This is a genomic window from Enterobacter sp. 302C9 (assembly GCF_034106085.1).
Classification (GTDB): domain Bacteria; phylum Pseudomonadota; class Gammaproteobacteria; order Enterobacterales; family Enterobacteriaceae; genus Enterobacter; species Enterobacter asburiae_B.
This window is the reverse complement of the sequence record NZ_JAWNBW010000001.1, coordinates 470,699-497,156: the sequence shown is the minus strand read 5'-3', so window position 1 is coordinate 497,156 and position 26,458 is coordinate 470,699. Positions and strand designations below refer to the sequence as shown.

The window sequence follows — 26,458 nt, the reverse complement described above, 5'->3', positions numbered from 1 at the left end:
TTGTGACGTGGCGCATAAAATATCCCTCAGCGTTCCCTCGACGTTAGCGTGAATCAGGCATAATCTTAATCAATCGATTGATTAATTCTTAATGCCGCCATGAATACGACCCCCACAACAACCAAAGGTGAACAGGCTAAAAATCAGCTTATCGCCGCCGCGCTGGCGCAGTTTGGTGAGTACGGGCTGCATGCCACCACCCGCGATATTGCCGCGCTGGCCGGGCAGAACATTGCGGCGATTACCTACTATTTTGGCTCAAAAGAGGATTTATACCTCGCCTGCGCCGAGTGGATCGCCGATTTTATCGGCACGCAGTTTCACCCGCACGTTGAGGAAGCCACCGCGCTGCTCGGCCAGCCGTCGCCCGATCGCGCCGCCGTTCGCCAGCTTATTCTCTATGCCTGCCACGATATGATCCGCCTGCTGACGCACGACGATACGCTCAACCTGAGCAAGTTTATCTCCCGGGAGCAGCTCTCCCCGACCGTCGCCTACCAGCGGGTACACGATCGGGTGATTGAGCCAATGCACTCGCACCTGACCCGGCTGATCGCCGCCTATACCGGGCGGGACGCCAGTGATACCGAGACAATTTTGCATACCCACGCCCTGCTGGGGGAAATTCTTGCCTTCCGTCTGGGCAGGGAAACCATCCTGTTACGCACCGGCTGGACACAATTTGATGAGGATAAAGCCGCGCAGATTAGCAAGGTGATCGCCTGTCACGTCGATCTGATCCTGCAAGGCTTAACGCAAAGGAGCCTGAAGTCATGAAAAAACCTGTCGCCATCATTCTGGTGGTTGTTGTTTTGCTTGCCGCCGGAGTCGGTGGATGGCTGTGGTATCAGAGCCATCAGGATAAAGGCCTGACGCTGTACGGCAACGTGGATATTCGCACGGTGAACATGAGCTTCCGCGTGGGCGGACGTCTCGCCTCGCTGAGCGTTGACGAAGGCGATGCCATTAAAAGCGGGCAGACGCTGGGGATGCTGGATAAAGCGCCCTATGAGAATGCGCTGCTGCAGGCCAAAGCGGGGGTGTCCGTCGCCCAGGCGCAGTATGACCTGATGCTGGCAGGCTATCGCGACGAAGAGATCGCCCAGGCCGCCGCTGCCGTTAAGCAGGCGCAAGCCGCCTATGACTACGCGCAGAACTTCTACGCGCGCCAGCAGGGGTTGTGGAAAAGCCGCACCATTTCTGCCAACGATCTGGAAAATGCGCGCTCGTCCCGCGACCAGGCGCAGGCAACGCTGAAGTCCGCGCAGGATAAGTTAAGCCAGTACCACACCGGTAACCGCCCGCAGGATATCGCCCAGGCGAAAGCCAGCCTTGAACAGGCGCAGGCGCAGCTGGCTCAGGCAGAGCTGGATCTGCACGACACTACCTTAATCGCGCCGTCTGACGGCATGCTGATGACCCGCGCCGTGGAGCCGGGCAGCATGCTCAGCGCGGGCAGCACCGTCTTAACGCTCTCCCTGACCCGCCCGGTCTGGGTACGCGCCTACGTTGATGAGCCGAATCTCGGCCAGATGCAGCCGGGCCGCGAACTGCTGCTTTATACCGACGGTCGCCCGGACAAGCCGTATCACGGCAAAGTGGGCTTTGTCTCCCCTACCGCCGAATTCACGCCGAAAACCGTTGAAACACCGGACCTGCGTACCGACCTCGTGTATCGCCTGCGCATCATCGTGACCGATGCGGACGACGCGCTGCGTCAGGGCATGCCCGTCACCGCAAAAGTAGACAACGGGGAACGACATGAATGACGCGGTTATTCAGCTCAACAATCTGGTTAAACGCTTCGCGGGAATGGACAAACCGGCCGTCGCGCCGCTGAACTGCACCATCCGGAAAGGCTATGTGACCGGGCTGGTCGGTCCGGACGGCGCGGGGAAAACCACGCTGATGCGGATGCTGGCGGGGTTGCTCAAGCCGGATGAAGGAAGCGCCAGCGTGCTCGGTCTTGACCCGATCGAGGATGACGGAGCCCTTCACGCCATGCTCGGCTATATGCCGCAGAAGTTTGGCCTGTATGAAGACCTGACGGTGATGGAAAACCTGAACCTGTACGCCGACCTGCGCAGCGTCACCGGCGAAACGCGGCAGAAAACCTTCGCGCGCCTGCTGGAGTTTACCTCCCTCGGCCCGTTCACCGACCGGCTGGCGGGCAAGCTCTCCGGCGGGATGAAGCAGAAGCTGGGGCTGGCCTGCACGCTGGTTGGCGAGCCGAAAGTGCTGCTGCTGGATGAGCCCGGCGTCGGCGTAGACCCGATTTCGCGCCGTGAACTGTGGCAGATGGTGCACGAGCTGGCGGGCGACGGGATGCTGATCCTCTGGAGCACCTCCTACCTCGACGAAGCGGAACAGTGCCGGGACGTGCTGCTGATGAACGAAGGCGAACTGCTTTATCAGGGCGAGCCGACGACGCTGACGCAGAGCATGGCCGGGCGCAGCTTCCTGCTGCACAGCCCGCAGGAGTCTAACCGCAGGCTGCTGCAGCGGGTGCTCAGGCTGCCGCAGGTCAGCGACGGGATGATCCAGGGCCGCTCGGTACGGGTGATCCTCAAAAAAGAGGCCACCGTCGACGATATTCGCCAGGCGCCCGGCATGCCTGAGATCGAGATGGAAGAGACCGCGCCGCGCTTTGAGGACGCGTTTATCGACCTGCTGGGCGGCGCGGGTACCTCAGAGTCGCCGCTTGCCGCCATTTTGCATACGGTGGAAGGCACGCCGGGCGAAACGGTGATTGAAGCCAAATCCCTCACCAAAAAGTTCGGGGATTTCGCCGCTACCGATAACGTCAATTTTTCGGTAAAACGCGGGGAGATTTTTGGCCTGCTCGGGCCGAACGGCGCGGGAAAATCGACCACCTTTAAGATGATGTGCGGCCTGCTGGTGCCGACGTCCGGCAAGGCGCTGGTGCTGGATATGGACCTGAAGGTCAGCTCCGGCAAGGCGCGCCAGCATCTCGGGTATATGGCGCAGAAGTTTTCGCTGTACGGCAACCTGACGGTCGAACAGAATCTGCGCTTTTTCTCCGGCGTGTACGGCCTGCGCGGGCGGGCACAGAACGAGAAAATCCGCCGCATGAGCGACGCCTTCGCCTTAACCAACATTGCCTCCCACGCCACCGACGAGCTGCCGCTCGGCTTTAAGCAGCGGCTGGCGCTGGCCTGCTCGCTGATGCACGAGCCGGATATTCTGTTTCTTGATGAGCCGACATCAGGCGTTGACCCCATTACCCGCCGTGAGTTCTGGCTGCACATCAACAGCATGGTGGAAAAAGGGGTGACCGTGATGGTGACCACCCACTTCATGGACGAGGCGGAGTACTGCGACCGCATCGGGCTGGTGTATCGCGGCAAGCTGATTGCCCACGGTACCCCGGACGACCTGAAAAACCAGGCCGCCGACGATGAGGTTCCGGATCCGACCATGGAGCAGGCGTTTATCACCCTCATCCACGACTGGGATAAGGAGAATGCCCATGCGCAGTAATGCCATTTCCTGGCGCAGGGTGCGCGCGCTGTGCATTAAAGAGACGCGGCAGATCGTGCGTGACCCCAGCAGCTGGCTGATTGCGGTAGTCATCCCCCTGCTGCTGCTGTTTATTTTTGGCTACGGCATTAACCTGGACTCCAGCAAGCTGCGGGTCGGGATATTGCTGGAGCAGCAGAGTGAGGATGCGCTGAACTTTACTCACGCCATGACCGGATCGCCCTACATTGACGCCACCATCAGCGATAACAGGCAGGAGTTGATCCAGAAAATGCAGGCCGGGAAAATTCGCGGCCTGATCGTCATTCCGGTGGATTTCGCCGCCAACATGGCGCGGGCAAATACCGACGCGCCGATCCAGGTGATTACCGACGGCAGCGAGCCAAACACCGCCAACTTTGTACAGGGCTACGCGGAGGGGATCTGGCAGCTGTGGCAGATGCAGCGCGCGGAGGACCGGGGTGAAGAATTTAAACCGCTGATCGACGTGCAGACGCGCTACTGGTTTAACCCCGCCGCCATCAGCCAGCACTTTATTATTCCGGGCGCGGTGACGATTATCATGACGGTGATTGGCGCGATCCTGACCTCGCTGGTGATCGCCCGCGAGTGGGAGCGCGGGACCATGGAGGCGCTGCTCTCTACCGAAGTGACGCGCGTCGAGCTGCTGCTGTGCAAGCTCATCCCCTACTATTTCCTCGGCATGCTGGCGATGCTGCTCTGTATGCTTGTCTCAGTCTTTATCCTCGGCGTGCCGTATCGCGGCTCGCTGGTGGTGCTGTTTTTTATCACCAGCCTGTTTTTACTCAGCACGCTGGGCATGGGGCTGCTCATCTCCACCATCACCCGCAACCAGTTCAACGCCGCGCAGGTGGCCCTCAACGCCGCCTTTTTACCGTCGATTATGCTGTCCGGGTTTATCTTCCAGATAGACAGTATGCCTGCGGTGATCCGCGCCGTGACCTATGTTATTCCGGCGCGTTACTTTGTGAGCACGCTGCAAAGCCTGTTCCTGGCGGGGAATATTCCGGTGGTGCTGATCGTCAACACGCTGTTTTTAATGGCGTCAGCGGCGATGTTTATTGGGTTGACGTGGATGAAAACCAAACGGCGACTGGATTAAGGAGCGAACATGTTTCACCGATTATGGACGTTGATACGCAAAGAGCTGCAATCCCTGCTGCGCGAGCCGCAAACCCGCGCCATTCTGGTCTTGCCGGTGCTGATCCAGGTTTTACTGTTCCCGTTTGCCGCCACCCTTGAGGTGACCAACGCCACCATTGCCATTTACAACGAAGATAACGGCAAACATTCCGTCGAGCTGACGCAGCGTTTTGCCCGTGCAAAAGCCTTTACCCACATCCTGCTGCTGAAAAGCCCGCAGGAGATCCAGCCCACCATCGACACGCAAAAAGCGCTGCTGCTGGTGCGGTTCCCGGCGGATTTCTCCCGCAATCTGGATACCTTCCAGACCGCGCCGATGCAGCTGATCCTCGACGGGCGTAACTCCAACAGCGCCCAGATAGCCGCCAACTACCTGCAGCAGGTGGTGAAGGATTACCAGCAGGAGCTGATGGAGGGCAAACCGAAGCCCAACAACAGCGAGCTGGTGGTGCGTAACTGGTACAACCCGAACCTGGACTACAAGTGGTTCGTGGTGCCGTCGCTAATCGCCATGATCACCACTATCGGGGTGATGATCGTGACTTCCCTTTCCGTCGCCCGCGAGCGCGAACAGGGCACGCTGGACCAGCTGCTGGTCTCCCCGCTCGCCACCTGGCAAATTTTCGTCGGCAAAGCGGTCCCGGCGCTGATCGTCGCGACGTTTCAGGCCACTATCGTGCTGGGGGTGGGAATTTGGGCCTATCAGATCCCGTTCGCCGGTTCGCTGGCGCTGTTTTACTTCACGATGGTCATTTACGGGCTGTCGCTGGTGGGATTTGGACTGCTGATCTCGGCGCTCTGCTCGACGCAGCAGCAGGCGTTTATCGGGGTCTTCGTCTTTATGATGCCCGCGATTTTGCTCTCGGGTTATGTTTCACCCGTCGAGAACATGCCGGTGTGGCTACAGGATCTGACGTGGGTAAACCCGATTCGGCACTTTACGGACATCACCAAGCAAATCTATCTGAAGGATGCGAGTCTGGATATTGTCTGGGGAAGTTTGTGGCCGCTACTGGTCATAGCGGCCACGACGGGCTCAGTGGCGTACGCGATGTTTAGACGCAACATTGCGTAGCTTTTTCTCTTTGGTCAGCAGCGAGACGACCGCAGGCCCTGCGAGGATAGCCAGACCCGCCAGGGCCAGCAGCAGGTTGTTTTGCAGCACGCGCGACAGCAGCCAAAGCACAATCATCGCCGCACCAAAATACCAGGTGGTGGTGAGCTCTTCGAGCACATCACCCACCTCGCGCCAGCGCGCTTCATGGTGGCGCTGTAAGAACAGCATCGACAGCACGGTGACGCCATAAAGGACGCATAGCCCCAGGCCAACACGCACCAGCGTGCCGCTCATCCAGCCCATCACCAGTACGGCCACGACCAGTAAATGCAACATTATCTGCCAGCAACTCAGGCCAGTTGCGACACGAACACGTTGTTGCCACTTCATGGCTTCTCTCCTGAAGGATTTTTCTCTGCTTAATCAGACTACCGCACTTTACGGAAAATTCCGTAACGCCGCATCTTTTTGTGACGACGACTACACTTTATTTTCATTGGGATAGTCACTCAGGAAGGAGCTTATGACTCAAAAAATGCAGCATTTCTCGCTTAAGGTGCTGACGATAAACATTCATAAGGGCTTCACAGCATTTAACCGCCGCTTCATTTTACCGGAGCTGCGCGACGCGGTACGCACCGTCAGCGCGGATATTGTCTGCCTGCAGGAGGTGATGGGCGCACACGAAGTGCACCCGCTCCACTTTGAGAACTGGCCAGATACGCCGCACTATGAATTTCTGGCCGACACCATGTGGAGTGACTACGCCTACGGCCGCAACGCGGTCTATCCGGAAGGGCATCACGGAAACGCGGTGCTGTCCCGCTACCCCATTGAACATTACGAAAACCGCGACGTTTCCGTCGGGGAAAGCGAAAAACGCGGCCTGCTTTACTGCCGCATTACGCCGCCCGACCTCGAGCGACCTGTCCATATCGGCTGTGTTCACCTGGGCCTTCGCGAAGCCCATCGTCAGGCGCAGCTGAAAATGCTGGCCGAATGGGCCAACGCGCTTCCCGAAGGTGAACCTGTGGTGGTAGCGGGCGATTTCAACGACTGGCGACAGCGGGCAAACCATCCGTTGAAAGTGGATGCCGGGCTGGAGGAGATTTTTACTCGCGCCAACGGCAGGCCTGCGCGCACCTTCCCGGTCCGTTTCCCGCTGCTTCGGCTTGACCGCATCTACGTGAAAAATGCCCACGCCAGCAGCCCGACCGCCCTGGCGCTCCTTAACTGGCGACATCTTTCCGACCATGCCCCGCTCAGCGCGGAGATCCACCTATGAAATGTTCCTGGCAGGAAGGCAACCGAATCACGCTTCTGGTCAATGGGGACGAGTATTATCCGGCCGTGTTTAAAGCGATTGACCATGCACAGCAGAAGGTGATCCTCGAAACCTTTATCTGGTTCGAAGACGACGTCGGCAAGCAGCTGCATGGCGTGCTGCTGCGCGCCGCCCGGCGCGGCGTCAAAATTGAAGTGCTGCTTGATGGCTATGGCTCGCCGGATCTCAGCGATACGTTTGTGAATGAGTTGACCTCCGCAGGCGTGGTGTTCCGCTACTACGATCCCGGCCCTCGCCTGTTCGGCATGCGGACCAATCTTTTCCGCCGGATGCACCGCAAAATTGTGGTGGTAGACGAGACGGTGGCGTTTGTCGGCGGCATTAACTACTCCGCTGAGCATATGTCCGACTACGGCCCGGAGGCGAAGCAGGACTACGCCATTCGCATTGAAGGCCCGGTGGTGCAGGACATCTTACTGTTTGAGCTGGAGAACCTGCCGGGTAAAGAGGCCGTTCGCCGCTGGTGGAAACGTCGCCATCGCCCGGAAGAGAACCGCAAGCCCGGCGAAGCGCAGGCCCTTTTCGTCTGGCGGGATAACGGCGAGCACCGGGACGACATTGAACGTCATTATCTCAAGATGCTCGCCAACGCGAAGCGCGAAGTGATTATTGCTAACGCCTACTTTTTCCCCGGCTATCGTCTGCTGCACGCCATGCGCAATGCGGCCCGACGCGGGGTACGCGTGAAGCTGATTGTGCAGGGCGAGCCGGATATGCCCATCGTCAAAGTCGGCGCACGCCTGCTGTATAACTATCTGGTGAAGGGCGGCGTACAGATCTACGAATATCGCCGCCGACCGCTGCACGGCAAAGTGGCGCTGATGGACGATCACTGGGCCACCGTGGGTTCGAGTAATCTCGATCCGCTGAGCTTATCGCTCAATCTCGAGGCTAACCTGATCATTCACGATCGCCAGTTTAACCAGACCCTGCGGGATAACCTGCAGGCGCTGATCGTTAACGACTGCGTGCGCGTGGACGAATCTATGGTCCCCAAACGCACCTGGTGGAACCTGGGCATCAGCGTGGTGGTGTTCCACTTTCTGCGTCATTTCCCGGCCATGGTCGGCTGGCTGCCGGCGCATACGCCTAAGCTTGCGCAGGTGGACCCGCCGGTACAACCCGAAATGGAAACCCAGGACCGTATTGAAGCGGAAGACGGAGGCAAACCCTGATGTCGAAATCGCATCCGCGCTGGCGGCTGGCAAAAAAGATCCTGACCTGGCTGTTTTTTATTGCGGTCGCGGTTCTGCTGGTGGTCTACGCGCAGAAAGTTGACTGGGAAGAGGTGTGGAAAGTCATCCGCAACTATAACCGGATGGTGCTGCTGGGCGCTGTGGGGCTGGTTATTGTCAGCTACCTGATGTACGGCTGTTATGACCTGCTGGGCCGTGCTTACTGCGGCCACAAGCTGGCCAAACGTCAGGTTATGCTGGTGTCGTTTATCTGCTACGCCTTCAACCTGACGCTGAGCACCTGGGTCGGCGGCATTGGCATGCGCTATCGCCTCTACTCGCGGCTCGGCCTGCCGGGCGGGACCATAACGCGCATTTTCTCGTTAAGCATCACCACCAACTGGCTGGGCTATATTCTGCTCGGCGGGGTGATCTTCACCATCGGCGTGGTGCAGCTGCCCGCGCACTGGTATATCGATGAGGCTACGCTGCGCATTCTGGGCATCGTACTGCTGCTGATTATCGCCGTTTATCTGTGGGCCTGCGCCTTTGCCAAACGCCGCCATATGACCATTAAAGGGCAAAAGCTGGTGCTGCCCTCGTGGAAGTTTGCGGTGCTGCAGATGGCCGTCTCCAGCGCCAACTGGATGGCGATGGGGGCCATTATCTGGCTGCTGATTGGCGAGGACGTCAATTACTTCTTCGTGCTGGGCGTGCTGCTGGTGAGCAGTATTGCGGGCGTGATTGTGCATATTCCGGCGGGGATCGGCGTGCTGGAAGCGGTGTTTATCGCGTTGCTGGCCGGGGAGCATGTCTCTCAGGGAACGATTATCGCCGCACTGCTGGCGTACCGCATGCTGTATTACTTCCTGCCGCTGGCCCTGGCAACGGTGTGTTATCTGGTGCTGGAGAGTCGGGCGAAAAAGCTGAGAGCGAAGAACGAGAAGGCGTTAGCGAAATAAAAGCAAAACGGCAACCTTGTTGCCGTTTTTAGTGTTTGTTCCCTCTCCCGTGGGAGAGGGTCAGGGTGAGGGCACCAGACCGCATCCCGGCAAAACAACCTTAGCGACGGTTGCCGAAAATCCGCAGCAGCATCAGGAACAGGTTGATGAAGTCCAGATACAGCGTCAGCGCGCCCAGAATCGCGTATTTGCGCAGGTTCGAACTGTCGCGTACGTCGATCTGCTCGCCGATGTTTTTCAGCTTCTGGGTGTCATACGCCGTCAACCCAACGAAGATCACCACCCCGATGTAGGTCACGGCCCACATCAGCGCGTCGCTCTTCAGCCACAGGTTTACCAGCGACGCCAGCACAATCCCGATCAGCCCCATAAACAGCATGCTGCCGAAACCGCTCAGATCGCGCTTCGTGGTGTAACCGTACAGGCTCATCGCACCGAACATCCCGCCGGTGACCACGAAGGTGCTGGCGATGGAGGAGTAGGTGTAAACGATGAAGATACTGGAAAGCGTCAGCCCGGTTAGCGCCGAATAGAGCATAAACAGCGTAGTCGCCATTCCGGCACTCAGCTTTTGCACCAGACCAGAAAGCACAAACACCAGCGCCAGCTGCGCGATAATCAGCCCAAAGAAGGTGATTTTGCTGGAGAAGATAAACATCATCAGTTCAGGCGTGTTCGCCGCATACCACGCGATAAACGCGGTAAGCAGCAGACCAACCGTCATCCAGCCGTACACCTGAGCCATATACGTCTGCAGGCCGCTACGGGTCTGCTGTACTATTGAATCGGAACGCGGAAATCGGTCCATGATTCACTCCTGATTAAGTTTAAGTAGACACACACGTTAAGATTAACACATCCACGTAAACCGACTACCAACGGCTGGCGGCTTGTTTATCGCTGTCGCGCGATTCTACCCAGCGGTCACCTTCCGGCGTGGCTTCGCGCTTCCAGAACGGCGCTTTGGTTTTGAGGTAATCCATAATGAACTCCCCTGCCGCAAACGCGCTGCTGCGGTGCGCGCTGGTCACCCCGACGAAGACAATCTCTTCGCCAGGCCACATCTCGCCGATGCGGTGAATAACCGTGACGCGGCCAAGCGGCCAGCGGCCTCGCGCCTCGTCGACAATCTCCGCCAGCGATTTCTCGGTCATCCCCGGATAGTACTCCAGCGTCAGCGCCTTCACGCTGTCACCGAGGTTGTGATTGCGCACCTTGCCGGTGAAAGTGACGACCGCGCCGTCTTCATCACGTTCCGCCAGCCAGCTGTATTCGGTCCCCACGTTAAAACGCTCGGGACTCACCAGAATTCGGGTTTCAGCCATCTTAGCCCCCCGTAACCGGCGGGAAGAAGGCCACTTCATCGCCCTCCTTCAGCGGATGGGTGAACTCCACCAGCGTCTGGTTAACGGCAGCCAGCAGCTTGCCTTCGTCCAGCGCCAGCGCCCAGCGGTCGCTTTGTGCCGCCAGATGCGCGCGCAGGGCAGCGACGTTTTCGAAGGACGCATCCAGCGTCAGGCTATCGGTATTCACCAGCTCGCGCACCTGCGCAAAAAAGAGCACCTTAATCATGGCTGTCCACCTTAAAATCACCGGATTTGCCGCCGCTTTTTGCCAGCAGGCGAACCGGGCCAATCACCATATCTTTCTGAACCGCTTTGCACATGTCGTAGATGGTCAGCGCGGCGACTGAGGCCGCCGTCAGCGCCTCCATCTCCACGCCGGTTTTGCCGGTTAAGCGGCAGAGTGACTCAATGCGCACGCGATTATGCTCCGGCTGCGCCTGCAGGTTCACTTCCACCTTGCTCAGCATCAGCGGATGGCACAGCGGAATGAGCTCCCAGGTCCGTTTGGCGGCCTGAATACCGGCGATGCGGGCGGTGGCAAAGACGTCGCCCTTGTGATGGCTGCCGTCGATAATCATCGCCAGCGTCTCCGGCAGCATGGTGACGAACGCTTCCGCGCGCGCCTCGCGCACCGTTTCCGCTTTGGCGGAGACGTCCACCATATGCGCTTCGCCGGCGGCGTTAATGTGGGTCAGTTGTGACATAGCTTATTTCTTTAAATGGGGATGGAAATTACACGGACGGGTACGGGCGTCCAGCTGCGGGGCGATGATGTTTTCCCACGCGGTGCGGCAGGCTTTGGTCGAGCCCGGCATAGCGAAAATCAGGGTTTTGTTAGCCACCCCGGCAACGGCGCGCGACTGGAGCGTGGAGGTACCAATCTCTTCAAAGGAGAGCATGCGGAACACTTCGCCGAAGCCTTCTACCTCGCGGTCGAACAGCGGGATCAGCGCTTCAGGGGCCTGATCGCCTGCGGTAAAGCCGGTGCCGCCGGTGATCAGCACCACCTGCACCACATCACTCGCAATCCACTGCGAAACCTGAGCGCGAATGGCGTAGCGGTTCTCCTTCACGATCGCTTTATCGACGATGTGATGCCCAGCGTCATGGGCCGCCTCGCGCAGCCAGTGGCCGGAGGTATCATCCTCTTCGCCACGGCGGTCTGAAACGGTAAGGATAGCAATGCGTGTCGGGATAAATTCTGCGCTTACCTGACTCATCTTCTGATTCCTTCTTAAGCCTGATTACCCGCCGATGTAGGACAGGTTCTGAGTAATGCCGGTATTGCCCTGATGCAGGAAGTGGGTCTGTTTTTTATGCGTCAGCGCGTCAGAAATACGTGCTTCAAGCGCGGCCTGCTGCGCATCGTCTTCCAGCAGATCGCGGAGATCCACCCCGCCGTCGCCGAACAGGCAAAGATGGAGCTTGCCAACGGAGGAGACGCGCAGGCGGTTGCAGCTGGCGCAGAAGTCTTTCTCATAGGGCATGATAAGCCCAATCTCACCCTCATAATCCGGGTGACAGAAGACCTGCGCCGGGCCGTCGCTGCGCTGGCGGATTTGATGGATCCAGCCGCGTTTCAGCAGCTCGTCGCGCAGCACCATGCCGGAGATGTGATGGCGACGAAACAGCTCGCTGCCCTCGCCGGTTTCCATCAGCTCGATAAAACGCAGCTGTATAGGGCGGGATTTGATCCACGCCAGGAAGGTATCGAGCTGGTGATGGTTCACATCACGCATCAGCACCGTGTTGACTTTGACTTTTTCGAAGCCCGCCGTGAACGCGGCGTCGATGCCGTCCATGACCTGCTGAAATTTATCCTGGCCGGTAATGGCATGGAACTGACGAGCGTCCAGGCTATCGACGCTGACGTTGATCGCCGTCAGCCCGGCATCGCGCCAGTTCGCCACGTCACGCGCCATGCGGTAACCGTTGGTGGTCACCGCAATCTGGCGGATACGTTCGTTTTCACGCACGGCGGCGATGATGTCGGGGAAATCGCGGCGTAGGGAGGGTTCGCCGCCGGTCAGACGCACTTTTTCGGTGCCGAGTTCAGAGAAGGCGCGCGTGACGCGGCGCACTTCATCCACGGAGAGAAAGCCGTTATTGGTGACGCTGCCCGGTTTGTAGCCATCGGGCAGGCAGTAGGTGCAACGGAAGTTGCACACATCGGTAATCGACAGACGTAAGTAATAAAACTTACGCGCGAAAGCATCAGTAAGTTGTGAAGCCATGTACACCTTTCCAGATCGGGAGGCACAGTCATTTCTTTCTGTACCCTGGTGGCAAATTCGCCACGGCCAGAGCGCCATATCTTTCGACACAGGCACAAGGGCTAGAGTGTATGTTTTCAATTTTGAAAACGTGGTTAGGGCGATAGTAGCGCGGAAATTCTGACGACGCCATTATCGCTTCACGCTATATAATTATCTATATAGCGAATCGATCCTGCATTTTCGCTACAGAATACCTAAAAACCGCATTTTCACATTGATATACGTCATTTTGCATCGGGTGAGGCATCGTCTTTTAGGGGTAGTTAGGTTACTGTTACGCGATCGAACGTGATAAGGAATACGTATGCGCAATCGCACTTTTGCGGATCTTGACCGAGTGGTCGCTCTTGGCGGAGGACACGGCTTAGGCCGGGTTATGTCCTCTTTGTCGTCACTCGGCTCAAGGCTGACAGGGATAGTGACCACCACCGACAACGGCGGCTCAACCGGGCGCATTCGACGTGCCGAAGGCGGCATTGCCTGGGGAGATATGCGCAACTGCCTGAACCAGTTAATTACCGAGCCGAGCGTCGCGTCGGCGATGTTTGAGTACCGTTTTGGCGGTAATGGCGAACTTTCCGGGCATAACCTCGGAAATTTGATGTTAAAGGCGCTCGATCACCTGAGCGTAAGGCCTCTGGAAGCCATCAACTTAATCCGTAATCTGCTCAAAGTGGACGCATTCCTGATCCCCATGTCAGAACAACCGGTAGACTTGATGGCCATCGACGCCGAAGGGCATGAAGTGTACGGCGAAGTGAATATCGACCAGCTCATCCTGCCGCCAACGGAGTTAATGACCTATCCGAGCGTGCCCGCCACGCGAGAAGCGGTGGAGGCCATCGGGGAAGCGGATCTTATCCTGATCGGTCCGGGCAGTTTTTATACCAGCCTGATGCCAATTCTACTCGTAAAAGAGCTGGCTCAGGCGCTGCGCCGAACCCCTGCCCCGATGGTTTACATCGGTAACCTGGGACGTGAACTGAGCCCCGCGGCGGCGAGCCTGTCGCTGGCTGACAAACTGGAATTAATGGAGCATTACGTCGGCAAGAAAATCATTGACGGCGTAGTCGTGGGCCCAAAAGTGGATGTGTCAGGGATTGGCAATCGTCTGGTGGTGCAGGAGCCGCTGGAGGCCAGCGATATCAAGTATCGCCACGATCGTCACCTGCTGCGCGAGGCGCTGGAGAAGGCGATTCAGGCGCTGGGTTAGGTTCGTTTTGTGCGGCCTGATGCCCTCACTCCTGCCCTCTCCCACGGGGAGAGGGAGAAAACAACGCTTTACTCACGATGCCGCGATGAAAAGATCCCGCAGCTGATGAAGCTGGTCGCGGATCTGCGCCGCCTCTTCGAACTCCAGGTTCTGCGCGTGCTGCATCATCTGCCCTTCCAGCTCGTGGATTTTCTGCTGCAGCGCTTTCGGCGTCAGCACGACGGTATCTTCTTCCACCACTGAACGCGCCTTGCCGCGGCCTTTCGCTTTGGTTTTGGCGATGTTCTGACCCAGCGCCAGAATATCCACCACCTTCTTATTCAGCCCCTGCGGCGTAATGCCGTGCTCTTCGTTGTAACGCTGCTGTTTCTCGCGTCGGCGCTCCGTTTCGCCAATCGCTTTCGCCATCGACGGGGTGATTTTGTCACCGTACAGAATCGCTTTACCGTTGACGTTACGCGCCGCACGGCCGATGGTCTGGATCAGGGAGCGTTCAGAACGCAGGAAGCCCTCTTTGTCCGCATCCAGAATCGCCACCAGCGAGACTTCCGGCATGTCCAGACCTTCTCGCAGCAGGTTGATCCCCACCAGCACGTCAAACTCGCCCAGACGCAGATCGCGGATAATCTCCATGCGCTCCACGGTGTCGATATCCGAGTGCAGATAACGTACCTTCTCGCCGTGCTCTTCGAGATATTCAGTGAGGTCTTCCGCCATACGCTTGGTGAGCGTGGTCACCAGCACGCGCTCGTTGATGGCGGAACGGGCGCGGATTTCCGAGAGCAGGTCGTCCACCTGCGTGGCCACCGGACGAACTTCAATAATTGGGTCGAGCAACCCGGTCGGACGCACAACCTGATCGACAACGTCTTCACCGGATTTCTCCAGCTCGTAGTTGCCCGGCGTGGCCGAGACGTAAATGGTTTGCGGCGCTAATGCCTCAAACTCTTCAAACTTCATCGGACGGTTATCCAGCGCCGACGGCAGGCGGAAGCCGTACTCCACCAGCGTCTCTTTACGCGCCCGGTCACCGCGGTACATCCCGCCGATCTGCGGGATCGTGACGTGGGATTCGTCGATCACCAGCAAACCGTCTGCCGGCAGGTAATCAAACAGCGTTGGCGGCGGCTCGCCCGGCCCGCGCCCCGAGAGGAAGCGCGAATAGTTTTCAATGCCGGAGCAGTAGCCGAGCTCGTTCATCATCTCAAGGTCGAACTGGGTGCGCTGGCTGAGGCGCTGCTCTTCCAGCAGCTTATTGTTCGCCAGCAGCACCTTACGGCGCTCGGCCAGCTCCACTTTGATCTCTTCCATCGCCTGCACGATACGCTCGCGCGGCGTCACGTAGTGCGTTTTCGGGTAGATGGTAAAGCGCTGGATCACCGACTCAACGTGTCCGGTCAGCGGGTCGAAGAGCGACAGGCGTTCAACCTCTTCGTCAAACAGCTCGACGCGCAGCGCCATATCGTCCGATTCCGCCGGGAAGATGTCGATCACCTCTCCGCGTACGCGGAAGGTGCCGCGCTGGAACGCCTGATCGTTACGGGCGTACTGCAGCTCTGCCAGACGACGGACGATGGCGCGCTGGTCGATAATCATCCCCTGCGTCAGGTGCAGCATCATCTTGAGATAGAGATCCGGATCGCCCAGACCGTAGATCGCGGACACCGACGCGACGACGACCACATCGCGACGCTCCAGAAGCGCCTTCGTGGCCGACAGACGCATCTGCTCGATGTGCTCGTTCACCGAGGCATCCTTCTCGATGAAGGTGTCAGAGCTCGGTACGTAGGCTTCAGGCTGGTAGTAGTCGTAGTAGGAGACGAAATACTCCACCGCATTTTCCGGGAAGAACTCTTTCATCTCGCCGTAAAGCTGTGCGGCCAGGGTTTTGTTGGGTGCCAGCACCATCGTTGGACGCTGGAGATCCGCAATCACGTTGGCGATGGTGAAGGTTTTACCCGAGCCGGTTACCCCCAGCAGCGTCTGGTGCGCCAGCCCGTCTTCCAGCCCCTCTTCCAGACGACGGATCGCCTCAGGCTGATCGCCAGATGGACGGAAAGCAGAATTCAATTTGAACGGTTTACTCATGGGCGACGACCTGATGACGTTATAAGCGGCAGGTGAGTAATTTTACTCGTTGTTGCCAGGAATGCCAGTAAAAAACACTGGATGAAAAACCAGTAGCATGTCAGGATATTTAGCATAGCGCCTGAATGATTAGCGCGATAGCGGCCAAAATTTGGACTGTGACAATATAAAACACCAGTCAGGTCAGGTTATCCCCAGAACTTTTTCTTTTTTAACATTTGTCAAGCCAGGTAATGATAGTTTTGTGGCAACGGGTGACACTTTCATGACGGGAATTGCTTTTATCTAAGCAGTTAAATAATAAACGATATTTTCTAAAGCCGCGTTTCGCGCCAATTTGGGCGTAAGCCGCGTCTTCTCTCGCTTATCGCGTGTTTTCTAACTCTAATGCACATGGTTATCCACAGGAATAGTGGATAACTGCTTCCAGCCCATACAGACTGGCGCTCGGCAAATTCCCGGTTTTTCCCACGAGACGGCAGTAAAAAATTTTTATAGCTATTTTTTGATGATTAACAGTTGCGTCATTCATAACCAGTCGATGGGATCTTGCTCACATTTTCATCATTTTGGGTTCTGCACCACAACTCACCACTTCCAGCACCGTCGCTGTGCAATCCGGTTTTTTATAAACCGCTTTCTGGTGATTCATTCCTAAAAAAGCCGTTTTTTTGAACACTTTTCGGTTTCTGGCAGGGGTTTTGCAGATTCAAACATGAGCCTCACCTACACTCATTTTTAAGGAGAAAAAGATGTTGAGTCTGCGTGCTGTGAATCAGTTTTACGGAAGCCAACATACGCTATGGAACGTGAATTTGGATTTTCCGCAAGGGATGTGTACAGGCGTCGTTGGCCTGCCGGGGATGGGGAAAACCACCCTCATGAATTGCATCGCCGGGAGAGTGCCCGTTGAAAGCGGCAGCATCATCTGGCACGAGGCGGGCGCGCCGCCGCGCGATTTGCTTAACCTGCCGCCAGAACAGCGTTCAGAACCGGGGATAGGCTATGTCCCGCAGGACAGGCGGATCTTCTCCCAGCTAACGATTGAGGAGAATCTGCATATCGCCATGCGGGCGATGGGGAAACCCAACCCGGAGGCGAAAAGTGACGTTTACGACCTGTTTCCGGCGCTCTACGCATTGCGGCAGGCCCGCGCCAATACGCTCTCTCCGGACGATCAGTATCAGCTGGCGCTGGCTAATGCGCTGGTGAACCGTCCGCACCTGCTGATCCTCGATGAGCCCCTGCACGGCGCAGGACAAAGCTTCGCCCAGAAGCTGGGGCAGCTGCTGGCGCGCTTAAACCGGGAGTTAGGTATGACGGTGCTATTAGCGGAGCAGCAGCTGTCGTTTATCCGCCGGGTTGCGGACCGTTTCTGCATGCTCTATCGCGGGCGTAACGTGGCGCAGGGCCACGTTAACGAACTGGATGACGAGCTTATCGCGCACTGGATGTCGCGGGAAGCAAGACGCTGAGATCGAGATAACGCCCGGTGTCGGCATTTTCCGCACCCTCAGCAAGCCAGGGAATTTCCCCCAGGCACGGGGCGGGCAGTACGCGCCTGAGCGTCGCCAGATACTCCTGATGTCGTTTACCCGGCGCAACCACGTCGTTGGCTATCCAGCCAGCCAGCGTCAGCCCGGCCTGCTGTACGGCCTGCGCGGTCAACATGGCGTGATTGATGCAGCCCAGCCTGACGCCGACGACCAGAATGACCGGAAGCTGCTCGGCCTGCACCCAGTCAGCAAACGTCTGCGTGTCCGAAAGCGGCGTAAACCAGCCGCCTGCACCTTCCACCAGCACCCAGTCGGCCTGGCTTTCCAGCGTCCGTAACCCGGCTGACAGCACGGTGAAATCAATCGGACGACCTTCGTCAGCGCTGATGATGTGCGGCGAGGTCGGTTCGGCAAAGGTGTACGGATTGACCGCTGAATAGGCGAGTTCAAGGGTGCTGTTACGCTGGAGCGCCAGCGCGTCGGTGTTGCGTAATCCTTCCGCCGTCACCTCGCTGCCGGAAGCAACGGGCTTATATCCGGCGGTGTTTTTTCCGAGCAGTCGTGCCGCCTGCAGCAGCGCCGAGCTGGCCACCGTTTTGCCCACTTCCGTATCCGTGCCGGTAACAAAATAGCGTTCAGTCACGTTCGATAATCCCATGAAAAAGTTGATAAGAGAGCGGGAAATGTCCCCGCTGCTGCGGCCAGGCCAGCTCCAGACGCTGCAGCTGGCCCCGGGTCAGCGGTTTTTTCTCCCGTCCGGCGTGCAGGTGCGTGGCGCCGATGCCCTTCAGCGAACGCATAGCGCTGAACGCATCGCCAAAATTGAGGGTGATGGTCTGCACCGTGCTGCGGTAACGCCAGCCTGCCAGCGCCTGCATCACCTGCTCATGCGATAAAAAGCGGTTAGCGTGAGGCTGCTCATCCACCGCTTTCCACGCCTGATTCAGCTCCGGCAGCGAGCTTTCCAGCAGGGTGGTAAAGGCCACCTTCCCGCCCGGTCTCGCCACGCGATAAAGCTCGCGCAAGGCCTGCGGCAGGCTGCTGCACCACTGGACCGCCAGATGACTCCAGACCAGATCGAACTGCGCATCCGCCAGCGGGATCGCCTCGATATCCGCCAGCAGATAATGGTCCGCTGCCTGCCGCTGTCGCGCCTCGTCGAGCATCTGGTCCGAGAGGTCGATAGCCGTGACCTGGCTTCCCGCCCCGCGCCAGTAGCGGCTGTTGCTGCCGGGACCACAGCCCGCGTCCAGCACCTGCGGAAAGCGGTTGTCGCCAAGCGCGGCCAGAAGCCCCTCCGCGCTCTGACGCTGCAGTTCATCGTGCTGAGAATAGCTCTGCGCGGCCCGACCAAATGCCGCCGCGACGGCCTGCTTATTCACCGGCGTCATGGAGCGCCTCCAGCAGCGTCTGGATATCCCGAGCGTCATGCGCCGCCGTCAGGGTTAAACGCAGCCGCGCGGTACCCGGCGGGACCGTTGGCGGGCGAATGGCGGTCACCCACATGCCGCGCTCGCGCAGCGCCTGTGCCAGCGCCAGCGCGCGGCCGTTTTCGCCGACAATCACCGGCTGGATGGCGCTTTGCGAATCGGGACTGTGGAAGGGCAGCGCCGCTAACCCCTTGCGGAAGCGGGAGATATGCTCTGCCAGCCGCTGACGACGTTCATCGCCTTCAGCGCTGCGGATCACCGCCAGCGACGCAGACAGCGCCACGGCCTGCGCCGGGGGCATGCTGGTGCTGTAGATCAGGTGTCGGGCAAACTGCAGCAGATAGTCAGCGACGGACTCGCTGCACAGCACGGCGGCGCCGCTGGCGCCAAAGCCCTTGCCGAAGGTGACGATCAGCAGCTCCGGCTTCACGTTTTGCTGGTATGCGCTGCCGCGACCTTCGTCGCCCATTACGCCAATGCCGTGGGCATCGTCGACCAGCAGCCAGGCGTTTTGCCGCTTTGCTGCCTCGTGCAGCGCGGCAAGCGGCGCGCTGTCGCCGTCCATGCTGAACACCCCTTCCGTAACCGCCAGCTGTTGTCCGTCGCAGGGTTTATCCAGCAGCGCGGCGAGCTGCCCCGCATCGTTATGGGCAAAGCGGCGCAGCTGCGCCGGGCTTAAACTTGCCGCCTCCAGCAGCGAGGCGTGGCTCAGGCGGTCGGCGACAATACGGTCCTCTTTTCCCATCAGGGCGGTAATGACCGCCTGATTGGCGGCAAAGCCGGAGATGAACAGCAGCGCGCGCGGGTAGCCGAGCCAGTCGGCAAGCGCCTCTTCCAGCGCCTGATGCGCCGTGGTGTAGCCGCTGACGTGTCCCGAGCCGCCGCTGCCCACGCCAAACCGCTCCGCACCCTGCTGCCAGGCGCGGATGATGGCAGGATGCTGGCTCAGCCCGAGATAGTCGTTGCTGGAGAAATTACAAAACTGCCGCCCCTCGCGGGTAAGAAAACGGCCCGCGCCGTTTTCCACCACCCTGCGAACGCGAAACGCCTCTGCCGCCCGGCGTTCGTCCAGCGCGGTATTGATGCGTGCCTGCCAGGTCATACGGCTGCCGCGTTGTAGAACTGGTCAGTGTCGGCGTTGAAAATCTGCTGCTCCAGCTGCTGCTGTTGCTCGTTATCGCCCTTCAGCACCTCGGTCTGATGCGGGTTAAGCCCCAGCTTGCGGAACAGCTGAACGTCTTTGTCCTCTTCCGGGTTCGGCGTGGTCAGCAGCTTGCAGCCGTAGAAGATGGAGTTGGCTCCGGCCATAAAGCACATCGCCTGGGTCTGCTCGTTCATCTGCTCGCGACCGGCAGAGAGGCGCACGAAAGAGGTCGGCATCATGATGCGCGCCACGGCGATAGTGCGAATAAAATCAAACGCATCCACGTCGTCGTTATCCGCCAGCGGCGTTCCCTTAACCTTCACCAGCATGTTGATCGGCACGCTTTCCGGCGGGGTCGGCAGGTTTGCCAGCTGCAGCAGCAGGCCCGCCCGGTCTTTCACCGTTTCGCCTAAGCCGACAATACCGCCGGAGCAGACCTTGATCCCCGCGTCACGCACTTTATCCAGCGTGTCCAGACGCTCCTGATAGGTCCGCGTGGTGATGATGTTGCCGTAAAACTCCGGCGAGGTGTCGAGGTTATGGTTGTAGTAGTCCAGCCCCGCCGCAGAGAGGCGCTGCGCCTGCTCCTCGTTCAGCGTGCCGAGCGTCATACAGGCTTCGAGGCCCATCTCCTTCACGCCCTTCACCATCTGTTCCAGATACGGCATGTCGCGGTCGTGCGGGTTCTTCCACGCTGCGCCCATGCAGAAGCGGGTTGAACCGGCGTTTTTCGCCTTGCGAGCGGAGTCGAGCACCTGCTCCACTTCCATCAGCCGTTCGGACTCCAGGCCGGTTTTGTAGCGCGCGCTCTGCGGGCAATATTTGCAGTCTTCAGGACAGGCACCGGTTTTGATCGACAGCAGCGTGCTGACCTGAACATGGCGCGGATCGAAGTGCTGACGATGCACCTGTTGGGCTTCGAACATCAGCTCAAGGAAAGGTTTGTTGAATAATTCAGTGACTTGCGACATCGTCCAGCGTGCGTGGTGAGCCATCGGGCTTCTCCAAAGGGTTTTGTTAATTTTCGGTTCGGTTTATACTCGTAAACCTAAAACTTTTCAAAATGGTTTACAAGTCGATTATGACCCAGGACGATCTCGCCTTCGACAAGCAGCATATCTGGCACCCTTACACCTCCACCACCCGCCCCCTTCCCGTTTATCCGGTGGCCTCGGCCCACGGCTGCGAGCTGCACCTCGCCAGCGGCGAGCGGCTCGTTGACGGGATGTCTTCATGGTGGGCGGCCATTCACGGGTACAACCACCCGCGCCTGAATGCGGCGATGAAGGCCCAGATTGACCGGATGTCGCACGTGATGTTTGGCGGGATCACCCATCAGCCCGCGGTGGATTTATGCCGTCGTCTGGTGGCGATGACGCCTGAATCGCTGGAGTGCGTGTTCCTGGCCGATTCCGGCTCCGTGGCGGTGGAAGTGGCGATGAAAATGGCGCTGCAGTACTGGCACGCGAAAGGTGAAACTCGCCAGCGCTTCCTCACCTTCCGCAACGGCTATCACGGGGATACCTTCGGGGCGATGTCGGTGTGCGATCCGGACAACTCCATGCACAGCCTGTGGAAAGGCTATCTGCCGGAAAACCTGTTCGCCCCAGCCCCGCAGAGCCGTTTCGACGGCGAGTGGAACGAGATGGACATGGTCGGTTTCGCGCGGCTGATGGCGGCGCATCGCCAAGAAATCGCCGCCGTGATCCTGGAGCCGATTGTGCAGGGCGCAGGCGGAATGCGGATGTACCATCCGGAATGGCTGAGGCGCATTCGCAGGATGTGCGACCGCGAGGGCATTCTGCTGATTGCCGATGAGATCGCCACCGGCTTTGGCCGCACCGGCAGGCTGTTTGCCTGCGAGCATGCGGGCATTGCGCCGGATATTCTGTGTCTGGGTAAAGCGCTGACCGGCGGCACCATGACGCTCTCCGCCACGCTCACGACCCGCCAGGTGGCCGACACCATCAGCGACGGCGAGGCGGGCTGCTTTATGCACGGCCCGACGTTTATGGGCAACCCGCTGGCCTGCGCCGTCGCAAGCGAAAGCCTTGCCATTCTGGAGAGCGGCGAGTGGCAGACGCAGGTTGCGGCGATTGAGGCGCAGCTGAAAGATGAACTGAGCGCCGCCTCGGGCGCGAATTTTGTGGCAGACGTGCGCGGGCTGGGCGCCATTGGCGTGATTGAAACCACCCATCCGGTGAATATGGCGGCGCTGCAGCGCTTCTTCGTGAACCAGGGCGTGTGGGTACGGCCCTTCGGCAAGCTTATCTACTTGATGCCGCCGTACAGCATTACGCCGGAGCAGCTGCATAAATTAACCGACGCGGTTGTAACAGCCGTTAACATTCCCGCGCATTTCACGATGTAACCCTATGCATTACACTTGCTGAACGAGCGATCAACGAGGGTAAACCGTATGAAAATCATCAGTAAAGATCTGCGCGACGGTGAAAAACTGCCGGAACGCCACGTATTCAACGGCATGGGGTATCAGGGAGACAACATCTCCCCGCACCTGGCGTGGGACGAGGTTCCGGCCGGAACCAAAAGCTTTGTCGTGACCTGCTACGACCCGGATGCGCCGACCGGCTCCGGCTGGTGGCACTGGATTGTGGCGAACCTGCCTGCCGACACGCGCGTCCTGCCGCAGGGTTCCGGTTCAGACCTGGTTGCCCTGCCTGAAGGCGCCATTCAGACGCGCACTGACTTTGGTAAAGCGGGCTACGGCGGCGCGGCGCCGCCAAAAGGGGAAACCCACCGCTATATCTTCACGGTGCACGCGCTGGATGTGGAGAAGATTGAGGTCGATGAAGGGGCGAGCGGCGCGATGGTAGGGTTTAACGTGCATTTCCATTCGCTGGGCAGCGCGTCGATTACGGCGATGTATTCATAAAAAAAGCCGGGTGGCGGCTACGCCTTACCCGGCCTACATTTCGCACGCGTAGGCCCGGTAAGCGCAGCGCCACAGGGCAAAAAATCACAGCACTGAAGGTAGCAGTCCTACAAGGCTTCCCTCTTCCAGAAGCTGCATCGCCTTATCAATATCCGGCGCAAAGAAGCGGTCGTCATCGTAGTGCGATACGTGCTCGCGCAGCACATGACGCGCCTGCTCCAGCAGCGGGCTGGATTTTAACCCTTCACGCAGATCGACACCCTGACATGCCGCCAGCCATTCCACCGCCAGCACGCCGCGGGTGTTGGAGGCCATTTCCCAGAGGCGACGCCCGGCAGCCGGCGCCATCGAAACGTGATCTTCCTGGTTCGCTGACGTTGGCAGGCTGTCCACGCTGTGCGGGTGAGACAGGGCTTTGTTCTCGCTCGCCAGCGCCGCTGCGGTCACCTGGGCAATCATAAAGCCCGAGTTGACCCCGCCGTTACGCACCAGGAACGGCGGTAGCTGGGACATATGTTTATCCATCATCAGCGCGATGCGGCGCTCGGACAACGCGCCGACTTCGGCAATCGCCAGGGCGATATTATCCGCCGCCATTGCCACCGGCTCGGCGTGGAAGTTGCCTCCGGAGACCACTTCATTTTCCTGGGCGAACACCAGCGGGTTATCGGACACCGCGTTGGCCTCCACCAGCAGCACTTCTGCCGCCTGGCGCAGCTGCGTCAGGCACGCGCCCATCACCTGCGGCTGGCAGCGCAGGGAATACGGATCCTGCACCTTCTCGCAGTTGTGGTGTGAATCCGCGATCTCGCTGGTGTCGGTAAGCACGTGACGGTACATCGCGGCGGCATCAATCTGCCCGCGCTGACCGCGCACCTCGTGGATGCGGGCATCGAACGGGCGACGCGAGCCCAGCACGGCTTCGGTGGTCAGCGCACCGCACACCACCGCCGAGGCAAACAGATCTTCCGCTTCAAAGAGGCCGCGCAGCGCGAAAGCGGTCGATGCCTGCGTGCCGTTCAGCAGCGCCAGCCCCTCTTTCGCCGCCAGGGTGATCGGGTTTAGCCCGGCTTTTTTCAGCGCCTCTTTCGCAGGAAGCCACTCGCCCTGCCAGCGCGCTTTGCCTTCGCCCAGCAGCAGCAGCGACATGTGCGCCAGCGGCGCAAGATCGCCGGATGCGCCAACGGAACCTTTCGCCGGGATCCACGGATAGACTTCCGCATTGACCAGCGCCATCAGCGCCTGAATCACGCTCAGGCGAATGCCGGAGAAGCCGCGGGCCAGGCTGTTGATTTTGAGCACCATCATCAGACGGACAATCTCATCGTCCAGCGGCTGACCCACGCCCGCCGCATGTGACAGCACCAGCGAACGCTGTAAGTTTTCCAGATCGTGTGTCGCGATGCGGGTCTGCGCCAGCAGGCCAAATCCGGTGTTAATCCCGTAGGCGGTGCGCCCTTCGGCAACGATGGCTTCGACGCAGGCGACGCTGTCGTTAATGGCGGCGTGGGCACTTGCATCCAGCGAAAGGGTGACCGGTTTACGCCAGACGTTACGCAGCTGCTTGAGCGTCAGCGAGCCGGGAGTGAGTGTTAATGCGTTCATTAATGCTTTCCTTGTGTGGCAGGGATCATCGGCAGGTTAAGGCCCTGCTCTTTGGCACAGTCAATGGCAATTTCGTAACCCGCATCCGCGTGACGCATCACGCCGGTGGCCGGGTCGTTGTGCAGCACGCGAGCGATACGCGCGGCGGCTTCATCGGTTCCGTCGCAGACGATGACCATCCCGGAATGCTGGGAGAAGCCCATCCCCACGCCGCCGCCGTGGTGCAGCGACACCCAGGTCGCGCCGCTGGCGGTGTTCAGCAGAGCGTTCAGCAGCGGCCAGTCGGAGACCGCATCCGAGCCGTCGCGCATGGCTTCGGTTTCGCGGTTCGGGCTGGCGACGGAGCCGGAGTCCAGGTGATCGCGGCCGATGACGATCGGCGCGGAAACTTCACCGCTGCGCACCATTTCGTTGAAGGCAAGGCCGAGTTTTTGACGCCACTCCAGCCCTACCCAGCAGATACGCGCCGGCAGGCCCTGGAAGTTAATGCGCTCGCGGGCCATGTCCAGCCAGTGATGCAGGTGTTCGTCATCGGCGACGATCTCCTTCACTTTGGCGTCGGTTTTGTAGATGTCCTCCGGATCGCCGGACAGGGCAACCCAGCGGAACGGACCGATGCCGCGGCAGAACAGCGGGCGAATATAGGCAGGAACGAAGCCCGGGAAGTCAAAGGCGTTATTCACGCCCATCTCTTTCGCCATCTGGCGGATGTTGTTGCCGTAGTCAAAGGTCGGAATGCCCATCTGGCTGAAGGCCAGCATGGCGGAGACGTGCTCAGCCATGGCGCGTTTCGCGGCAAGCACCGTGCCTTCCGGGTCGGTTTCCGCTTTTTGCTGATATTCTTCCCACGTCCAGCCTTTTGGCAGGTAACCGTGCAGCGGGTCATGGGCGCTGGTCTGGTCGGTGACCAGATCCGGACGCACGCCGCGGGCGACGAGCTGCGGGAGAATGTCCGCCGCGTTGCCGCACAGGGCAATCGACACCGCTTTGCCTTCGGAGGTGTATTTTTTGATGCGCGCCAGCGCATCGTCCAGATCGGTTGCCTGCTCATCGACGTAGCGGGTGCGCAGACGGAAATCAATGCGGCTCTGCTGGCACTCAATGTTGAGCGAGCACGCGCCGGCAAGCGTGGCGGCCAGCGGCTGCGCGCCGCCCATGCCGCCGAGACCCGCGGTCAGCACCCAGCGGCCTTTCAGCGAGCCGTTATAGTGCTGGCGACCGGCTTCCACGAAGGTTTCGTAGGTGCCCTGCACGATCCCCTGGCTGCCGATGTAGATCCAGCTACCCGCGGTCATCTGGCCATACATCGCCAGCCCTTTCGCGTCCAGTTCGTTGAAGTGTTCCCACGTGGCCCAGTGCGGCACGAGGTTAGAGTTAGCGATCAGCACGCGCGGCGCGTTTTTGTGCGTTTTGAACACGCCAACCGGCTTGCCGGACTGTACCAGCAGGGTTTCGTCGTGTTCGAGTTCGGTCAGGGATTTTACAATTGCGTCATAGCATTCCCAGTTGCGCGCGGCGCGGCCAATGCCGCCGTAGACCACCAGCTCGTGGGGGTTTTCCGCCACCTCAGGGTCGAGGTTGTTCATCAACATGCGCAGCGGGGCTTCGGTGAGCCAGCTTTTGGCGGTAAGCGTGGTGCCGCGCGCGGCGCGGACGTCCTGCTGGCGGTATTTACCTGACGACATTGTGTGCTCCTCATAGGGGACAGATGATGCATTTAGATATACTTGTATAGACAAGCACACACAAGGTCAGATTTA

The 26,458-nt window shown here is 59.3% G+C and carries 26 protein-coding genes and 1 riboswitch; of the genes, 12 read left to right on the top strand and 14 right to left on the bottom strand.

Going from position 1 to position 26,458, the window contains the following annotated elements; genetic code table 11:
- Window positions 1-99 precede the first annotated feature (99 nt).
- Genes cecR through UR289_RS02400 form a run of 5 tightly spaced genes read left to right on the top strand, consistent with a single transcriptional unit; the run spans window position 100 to window position 5,740 of the window.
- Window positions 100-777 carry a transcriptional regulator CecR gene (gene cecR / locus UR289_RS02420; RefSeq protein ID WP_214538240.1) on the top strand — a complete coding sequence of 226 codons (678 nt, stop codon included), beginning with the start codon at window positions 100-102 and terminating at the stop codon, window positions 775-777.
- A complete protein-coding gene (gene hlyD / locus UR289_RS02415; RefSeq protein WP_087822211.1) occupies window positions 774-1,769 on the top strand; it encodes a secretion protein HlyD in 996 nt (331 codons plus the stop codon). The genes cecR and hlyD overlap by 4 nt, the downstream gene beginning before the upstream one ends.
- A complete protein-coding gene (locus UR289_RS02410; RefSeq protein WP_182383200.1) occupies window positions 1,762-3,501 on the top strand; it encodes an ATP-binding cassette domain-containing protein in 1,740 nt (579 codons plus the stop codon). Before hlyD ends, UR289_RS02410 begins: the two co-directional genes overlap by 8 nt.
- The gene (locus UR289_RS02405; RefSeq protein WP_320709099.1) at window positions 3,491-4,624 is read left to right on the top strand and encodes an ABC transporter permease; all 1,134 of its coding nucleotides are present in this window, start codon (window positions 3,491-3,493) and stop codon (window positions 4,622-4,624) included. Before UR289_RS02410 ends, UR289_RS02405 begins: the two co-directional genes overlap by 11 nt.
- Window positions 4,625-4,633: 9 nt before the next feature.
- On the top strand, window positions 4,634-5,740 hold the full coding sequence (locus tag UR289_RS02400; protein ID WP_023310860.1) for an ABC transporter permease: 1,107 nt from the start codon (window positions 4,634-4,636) through the stop codon (window positions 5,738-5,740).
- Here the strand turns inward: UR289_RS02400 and UR289_RS02395 are convergent.
- Window positions 5,702-6,112 carry a YbhQ family protein gene (locus tag UR289_RS02395; RefSeq protein ID WP_014883088.1) on the bottom strand — a complete coding sequence of 137 codons (411 nt, stop codon included), beginning with the start codon at window positions 6,110-6,112 and terminating at the stop codon, window positions 5,702-5,704. The two genes, UR289_RS02400 and UR289_RS02395, sit on opposite strands and share 39 nt — an antisense overlap.
- Before the next feature lie 133 nt (window positions 6,113-6,245).
- Between UR289_RS02395 and UR289_RS02390 the strand changes: the two genes are divergently transcribed.
- From UR289_RS02390 to UR289_RS02380, 3 genes are read left to right on the top strand one after another with little or no spacing between them, the layout of a single operon-like run.
- Entirely contained in the window at window positions 6,246-7,007 is a 762-nt protein-coding gene (locus tag UR289_RS02390) for an endonuclease/exonuclease/phosphatase family protein (protein ID WP_320709098.1), read from the top strand.
- A complete protein-coding gene (gene clsB / locus UR289_RS02385) occupies window positions 7,004-8,242 on the top strand; it encodes a cardiolipin synthase ClsB (protein WP_167818308.1) in 1,239 nt (412 codons plus the stop codon). The genes UR289_RS02390 and clsB overlap by 4 nt, the downstream gene beginning before the upstream one ends.
- Window positions 8,242-9,204 (top strand): lysylphosphatidylglycerol synthase transmembrane domain-containing protein, encoded by a 963-nt coding sequence (locus UR289_RS02380; RefSeq protein WP_023310857.1) that lies wholly within the window; start codon window positions 8,242-8,244, stop codon window positions 9,202-9,204. The genes clsB and UR289_RS02380 overlap by 1 nt, the downstream gene beginning before the upstream one ends.
- Window positions 9,205-9,304: 100 nt before the next feature.
- On the opposite strand, the gene UR289_RS02375 is transcribed toward UR289_RS02380, so the two are convergent.
- The 6 genes from UR289_RS02375 to moaA form a co-directional block, all read right to left on the bottom strand.
- Window positions 9,305-10,012, bottom strand: a complete 708-nt coding sequence (locus UR289_RS02375) for a Bax inhibitor-1 family protein (protein ID WP_033144982.1) — start codon at window positions 10,010-10,012, stop codon at window positions 9,305-9,307.
- A 64-nt stretch (window positions 10,013-10,076) separates the two neighbouring features.
- The gene (gene moaE / locus UR289_RS02370) at window positions 10,077-10,529 is read right to left on the bottom strand and encodes a molybdopterin synthase catalytic subunit MoaE (protein WP_240607936.1); all 453 of its coding nucleotides are present in this window, start codon (window positions 10,527-10,529) and stop codon (window positions 10,077-10,079) included.
- Window position 10,530: 1 nt separating this feature from the next.
- Entirely contained in the window at window positions 10,531-10,776 is a 246-nt protein-coding gene (gene moaD / locus UR289_RS02365) for a molybdopterin synthase sulfur carrier subunit (protein ID WP_023334974.1), read from the bottom strand.
- Complete coding sequence (gene moaC, locus UR289_RS02360) at window positions 10,769-11,254, bottom strand: cyclic pyranopterin monophosphate synthase MoaC (RefSeq protein ID WP_047650631.1); 486 nt, start codon at window positions 11,252-11,254, stop codon at window positions 10,769-10,771. Before moaC ends, moaD begins: the two co-directional genes overlap by 8 nt.
- Window positions 11,255-11,257: 3 nt before the next feature.
- Complete coding sequence (moaB, locus tag UR289_RS02355; RefSeq protein ID WP_320709097.1) at window positions 11,258-11,770, bottom strand: molybdenum cofactor biosynthesis protein B; 513 nt, start codon at window positions 11,768-11,770, stop codon at window positions 11,258-11,260.
- Between the two features lie 24 nt (window positions 11,771-11,794).
- On the bottom strand, window positions 11,795-12,784 hold the full coding sequence (gene moaA, locus UR289_RS02350) for a GTP 3',8-cyclase MoaA (RefSeq protein ID WP_033144979.1): 990 nt from the start codon (window positions 12,782-12,784) through the stop codon (window positions 11,795-11,797).
- A riboswitch (molybdenum cofactor riboswitch) is annotated at window positions 12,772-12,905 on the bottom strand. Its footprint overlaps the gene before it by 13 nt.
- Before the next feature lie 225 nt (window positions 12,906-13,130).
- Between moaA and yvcK the strand changes: the two genes are divergently transcribed.
- The gene (gene yvcK, locus UR289_RS02345) at window positions 13,131-14,039 is read left to right on the top strand and encodes a uridine diphosphate-N-acetylglucosamine-binding protein YvcK (RefSeq protein WP_039261383.1); all 909 of its coding nucleotides are present in this window, start codon (window positions 13,131-13,133) and stop codon (window positions 14,037-14,039) included.
- A 72-nt stretch (window positions 14,040-14,111) separates the two neighbouring features.
- Here yvcK and uvrB read toward each other — a convergent pair whose 3' ends face one another.
- The gene (gene uvrB, locus UR289_RS02340) at window positions 14,112-16,127 is read right to left on the bottom strand and encodes an excinuclease ABC subunit UvrB (protein WP_029742168.1); all 2,016 of its coding nucleotides are present in this window, start codon (window positions 16,125-16,127) and stop codon (window positions 14,112-14,114) included.
- Window positions 16,128-16,879: 752 nt separating this feature from the next.
- On the opposite strand from uvrB, the gene UR289_RS02335 reads away from it, so the two are divergent.
- Entirely contained in the window at window positions 16,880-17,602 is a 723-nt protein-coding gene (locus UR289_RS02335) for an ABC transporter ATP-binding protein (protein ID WP_320709096.1), read from the top strand.
- On the opposite strand, the gene bioD is transcribed toward UR289_RS02335, so the two are convergent.
- From bioD to bioB, 4 genes are read right to left on the bottom strand one after another with little or no spacing between them, the layout of a single operon-like run.
- Window positions 17,565-18,266, bottom strand: a complete 702-nt coding sequence (gene bioD, locus UR289_RS02330; protein WP_167818311.1) for a dethiobiotin synthase — start codon at window positions 18,264-18,266, stop codon at window positions 17,565-17,567. The two genes, UR289_RS02335 and bioD, sit on opposite strands and share 38 nt — an antisense overlap.
- On the bottom strand, window positions 18,259-19,014 hold the full coding sequence (bioC, locus tag UR289_RS02325; RefSeq protein ID WP_094934364.1) for a malonyl-ACP O-methyltransferase BioC: 756 nt from the start codon (window positions 19,012-19,014) through the stop codon (window positions 18,259-18,261). Before bioC ends, bioD begins: the two co-directional genes overlap by 8 nt.
- Complete coding sequence (gene bioF / locus UR289_RS02320; protein WP_167818313.1) at window positions 18,998-20,155, bottom strand: 8-amino-7-oxononanoate synthase; 1,158 nt, start codon at window positions 20,153-20,155, stop codon at window positions 18,998-19,000. The genes bioC and bioF overlap by 17 nt, the downstream gene beginning before the upstream one ends.
- Complete coding sequence (gene bioB, locus UR289_RS02315) at window positions 20,152-21,192, bottom strand: biotin synthase BioB (protein WP_023310845.1); 1,041 nt, start codon at window positions 21,190-21,192, stop codon at window positions 20,152-20,154. Before bioB ends, bioF begins: the two co-directional genes overlap by 4 nt.
- A 68-nt stretch (window positions 21,193-21,260) precedes the next feature.
- Here bioB and bioA point away from each other — a divergent pair, with 68 nt between their 5' ends.
- Together bioA and UR289_RS02305 are read left to right on the top strand one after the other, a co-directional pair.
- Window positions 21,261-22,568: an adenosylmethionine--8-amino-7-oxononanoate transaminase gene (gene bioA, locus UR289_RS02310; protein WP_320709095.1), complete on the top strand. Its 1,308-nt coding sequence runs from the start codon at window positions 21,261-21,263 to the stop codon at window positions 22,566-22,568.
- A gap of 48 nt (window positions 22,569-22,616) precedes the next feature.
- The gene (locus UR289_RS02305; protein ID WP_008501131.1) at window positions 22,617-23,093 is read left to right on the top strand and encodes a kinase inhibitor; all 477 of its coding nucleotides are present in this window, start codon (window positions 22,617-22,619) and stop codon (window positions 23,091-23,093) included.
- Between the two features lie 84 nt (window positions 23,094-23,177).
- On the opposite strand, the gene hutH is transcribed toward UR289_RS02305, so the two are convergent.
- Both hutH and hutU read right to left on the bottom strand, forming a co-directional pair.
- Window positions 23,178-24,698 (bottom strand): histidine ammonia-lyase, encoded by a 1,521-nt coding sequence (hutH, locus tag UR289_RS02300; protein WP_063440577.1) that lies wholly within the window; start codon window positions 24,696-24,698, stop codon window positions 23,178-23,180.
- Window positions 24,698-26,383: a urocanate hydratase gene (gene hutU / locus UR289_RS02295; RefSeq protein WP_029741916.1), complete on the bottom strand. Its 1,686-nt coding sequence runs from the start codon at window positions 26,381-26,383 to the stop codon at window positions 24,698-24,700. The genes hutH and hutU overlap by 1 nt, the downstream gene beginning before the upstream one ends.
- Window positions 26,384-26,458: the final 75 nt, after the last annotated feature.